Source organism: Secundilactobacillus paracollinoides DSM 15502 = JCM 11969 (assembly GCF_001311135.1).
Lineage (GTDB): Bacteria > Bacillota > Bacilli > Lactobacillales > Lactobacillaceae > Secundilactobacillus > Secundilactobacillus paracollinoides.
Map to the genome: position 1 here is coordinate 1 of NZ_BBAG01000112.1, position 3987 is coordinate 3987.

The following is a 3987-nucleotide window of genomic DNA, read 5'->3' on the forward strand; positions in this document are numbered from 1 at the left end:
GGCCGCTAGCTGTCGATCTAAATGTTGCTCTTTGGAACTCACACGAGCATAACCAATTTTAGCCATTGTCAGCACTTCCTTTTGGACAGCTCTAATGAACATTTGTAATTCCTAGTATAGCACAGAATCAAAAACGGCCACTAGGGTATACCCTATTGGCTAAAAGCAAATAAAAATTAGGTCAATATCGACAAGCACCACAAATAAAAAAGCCGCCCTGCGTAACTTTGGTCGGTTACAGGGCGACAATGTAGTTTTGTAATCTAGACCACCGCCTTTGAAGCGGCTTGCACGGGAAGTCCTGTTTTCGGCGGGACTTCCTTTTTCTGTTTATGTTATAGCATGACCTTTAAAAACTGGCTAACGCTTTAAACTTTGATCCAGTTCGGATTTGGGTTGTTTGATCTCCGGATTCTGTTCAGCAAATGTTTTCAGTTGTTTTTGAGTTCGATCACTAATTTCTTGGTGCACATCGTTTAACTGATTTTTTAATTGCGCTTTTTGTTGTGGACTAGTTGTTTGTTGAATTTGTTGTTGCAAGCTTTGGTAGGACTTATTAAGATCATGGACTGATAACTTTTTTAGATCATGCTCAGGCTCTTTTTGGGCTTCTTGTAAGCCTAATTGTTTGGTTAACCCGTCGCTAAGCTCAATCACTTTGTTGCTAACTTGCTGGATTTCACTTAAAGCACTATGGATCACAGCTGTATCTTTAGCCCAGGTAGCCACATAACCGAGTGAATAGTTACTGGTATCAACGCCAATATTTTGCATGGCAACATATGCGACCGCTTCGGCCTGGGTTTCCTGATAGGCTCGTGGCCGATCTTTAAAGGCTGATTTTAAGCCGTGTAGCTGGCTATGCGCATATTCGTGGTATAACGTCTTTAGTTTCAAAGCATTGTCGGGCTCATCGCCACCAATGACGATTTCATTAGTGCTGGGTTGAAAATACCCCTTAGCCCCATTTAGCGTCGCTAAAGGCACTTCACTGACTTTAAGGTCGGTTTGCTGGTTTAAATAATCTTTGAACGCGTTATATAAGCTTGTCACATTCTGATGATCGGCCAAATTTTCTTTGACAAAATCTTTAGCACTTAGGACTGGTTCGCCGCTTGTCTGTGATATGTCAAATACTGGAATATAGCGATAACCAACTATGGCTTTTTCTTCGGTCGTATCAAGCCTTTTCTGATCCTCTGGAGTTAGTTTTTTAATAATAGGGGCCGCAATCCTGATCCCTTTTTCTCCTTTATTTACTGATCGTTTAAAATCATTCTGCCATTTTTTAAAGCCTGCAACTTGGCTGGCACTTGGATTTTGAGAATAGATAAGGTCAATATTACGTTGGCTATACCGGTGAAACTTTGCTAAGGTATCAAGATAACTTTTAAATTTTTCACTATCAGTTAGTTTTAAAATTTCTTTTTCGGCATTTTCGACAAGCTGCCTTTTCCATTTTTCAGTTTCAACTTTACTTGGCATGATTAACCCTCCTCGGCGTCTACAAACTCTACAGAATTATCAATTTGGGGTAACTTGATAGATTGTGTGCCGTAAAGTGCTAAATATTCAGCATTCTTTTTTTGCCACGCAACTTGAATATATTTGCCATTACCCGCAACTTCTGATAGGTACTTATAACTGCTTTTATCCGTCAAAATAGGTAATTCGCTTGCTAATGCTTCCAGTTCATTTTTCATGATATATCCCCCTTCTTTTACAATTACACTCGTTGGTTAGGTTCACTTTTTGGTTTTTGAAAAGTAAACCTAAATGACGAGTTCACCAACCGAAACAACGTGCAGGGCGGTAGGCAGGTTCTAATCAAAATCAAAACTTAATTTATGGCCGTCAAGCTTTAACTTGGCGTCAAACAACTTTCCTTTTTTGCTCTTGAAACCCTTTAATTTGCTCGTTTCCCCCTTGGTGACCAACGCTTTAATGGCGGTCTTCCCGAGGGTCTTACTGCTCCATTTCTTGGGCAGGGTAAAGTCTTCGCCTTGCTTAGGCTTTACAATATAAAACTTCTGTTTATTTAAAACGGTCGCTTGCGGTGTTTCTAAGAAGACCTCGGCGGACTTTTGTGCTTGCTGTTGGTGATTGATTTGTTGCTTAATGGCTGAATTGCCGGTTAATTGTGTGGGGACATCAGCAATTAACTTCGCCACAAACTTCTTAATCTGGCTCAAAAAGTTATCTGGGGTGCGTTCTTCGGTACTGATTTGCTGTAATGCTTGCTCCCATTTAGCCGTCATTTCTGGGCTAGTTAGCAAGGGTTCGAGTTCGACTGCTTTACATAAAGTGATTCCGGCTTCACTGACGTGCAACTTATTCTTTTCAGTAACTAAGTAGCCGCGTTTCTTTAACACTTCCAGCACATTGGCCCGGGTCGCACTTGTCCCAATGCCTTGCACATCTTTGAGAATCGCCTGGGCTACTTCATCATCAAGCGTTTTGCCAGCGGTCTTCATGGCCGTAATCAGGGTACCTTCGGTAAAGGGTACCGGTGGTGTCGTTTCTTTTTGCGGTGTTTGCAGATTTGCTTGGACTTGATCGCCTTGGTGAACGAGCGGTAAAGTTGCTGCTTCTTGCTGGTCGGCTTTGTGATCATCAAATAAAGCTTGCCAGCCTTGCTTAGTTGGGACCTTACCGGTTGCTTTAAAATTGGCGTCACCAACTTGGGTGATAATGGTGGTTTCCTCGTACTCATACGGATCAGCAAACATCGCTAACGTCGTTCTTAAAACCAAGTCATAGACCTGTTGCTGTAATTTAGGTAAGCTGGCTAGTTTCTCTTTAGTCGGCACAACTTTAGTCATGATAATGGCGTAATGTTCTTCAACCTTTTTCCCATCAACATAGCGTTTGTTCGGAGTGGTATTGGTTAAAGCGACTGGCTTAGAGACTAAACCCAGATACTTCGTCAGATTAGCCACTAAGTACTCAAATTCTTCATCAGTGATATAAGCACAATCGGTGCGGGGGTAACTCAACAACTTGGCTTCATATAAACTTTGAATGGCTGCTAAGGTTTGGCTGGCGCTGGCGTGATAACGTTTATTCATGGCACTTTGCAGACTGGATAGTGAGAATAGTTGGGGACTAGCACGCTTTTTAGCCTGTTTTTGGACGTCCTTGATTAAACCGCCCTGTGAGCCTTTCTGAACGTGTTTAGCTTGCATGAATGTCATTAGCCCTGTTTCGTCTTTAAACCGCTGATAGGGGCCTAATTTTGCGACAAATTTTTGCTGATTAGCTAAAATTTCCGCATTTAGCTCAAAATAAGGTTCCGGCTTAAAGTTTTTGATTGCCTGGTCTCTTTGATAAACCATATACAAAGTTGGCGTCTGTACTCGACCAATCGAGTACACCCCGCGCACCCCGTTTTGTCTTAATAGCAAGGTGTATAAAGGGCTGCCATTCATTCCAATTAACCAATCGCTAATTTGACGGGTTTGGGCTTCTTTATACGCCAAATAGTCTTGGTGCCAATCACCAAGATTTTTGAATCCGGTAATAATGGCGTCTTTTTCCAAACTATTCAACCATAGCCGCTTAATGGTCTTCTTTTTAACGTCAATCTGGGCTTGGCTCATGATCGACCAGGCAATATTAGAACCCTCTCGGCCACTATCGGTGGCAACAATAATGGTATCGGCCTTCGTTAACAGGTCTTTGACGACCTTGAATTGATCTTTTTTACTAGCTGACACCACAAACTTGTATTTGTTGGGGAAAATCGGTAAATTAGATAGGGTCCATTGCTGGTATTTCTGATCGTATTTATCCGGTGTGGCCAGTTCAACTAAATGTCCGAGACCATACGTCACAAGCGTATTTGCGGGCAAAACAGGGTCACTAACCGTATAGTAACCCTGTTTTTTTGTGCTCTTTTGAAAGGCTTGGACGTATGAACGGGCTTGACTGGGTTTTTCAGCTAAGATAACAGTGGTCATGTTCGTTCACTCCTTGTGATTAAGTTTG

At 42.0% G+C, this 3987-nt stretch carries 3 protein-coding genes and 1 pseudogene; all 4 read right to left on the reverse strand.

Annotated features, from left to right (window positions below; translation table 11 throughout):
• Positions 1-66 (reverse strand): annotated as a pseudogene (locus JCM11969_RS17965) (recombinase family protein); the annotation flags it as partial.
• 294 nt (positions 67-360) lie between these two features.
• Positions 361-1485, reverse strand: coding sequence for an ArdC-like ssDNA-binding domain-containing protein (locus JCM11969_RS16085; protein WP_054712851.1), 1125 nt, complete (start codon positions 1483-1485; stop codon positions 361-363).
• Between the two features lie 2 nt (positions 1486-1487).
• Positions 1488-1703, reverse strand: a complete 216-nt coding sequence (locus tag JCM11969_RS16090) for a hypothetical protein (protein ID WP_003713050.1) — start codon at positions 1701-1703, stop codon at positions 1488-1490.
• Between the two features lie 120 nt (positions 1704-1823).
• Positions 1824-3959 carry a type IA DNA topoisomerase gene (locus JCM11969_RS16095; RefSeq protein WP_054712854.1) on the reverse strand — a complete coding sequence of 712 codons (2136 nt, stop codon included), beginning with the start codon at positions 3957-3959 and terminating at the stop codon, positions 1824-1826.
• Positions 3960-3987 lie beyond the last annotated feature (28 nt).

Coding starts and splice junctions, on each gene's coding strand:
- JCM11969_RS16085 (WP_054712851.1), bottom strand. CDS start 1,485: ATGCCAAGTAAAGTTGAAACTGAAAAATGGAAAAGGCAGCTTGTCGAA.
- JCM11969_RS16090 (WP_003713050.1), bottom strand. CDS start 1,703: ATGAAAAATGAACTGGAAGCATTAGCAAGCGAATTACCTATTTTGACG.
- JCM11969_RS16095 (WP_054712854.1), bottom strand. CDS start 3,959: ATGACCACTGTTATCTTAGCTGAAAAACCCAGTCAAGCCCGTTCATAC.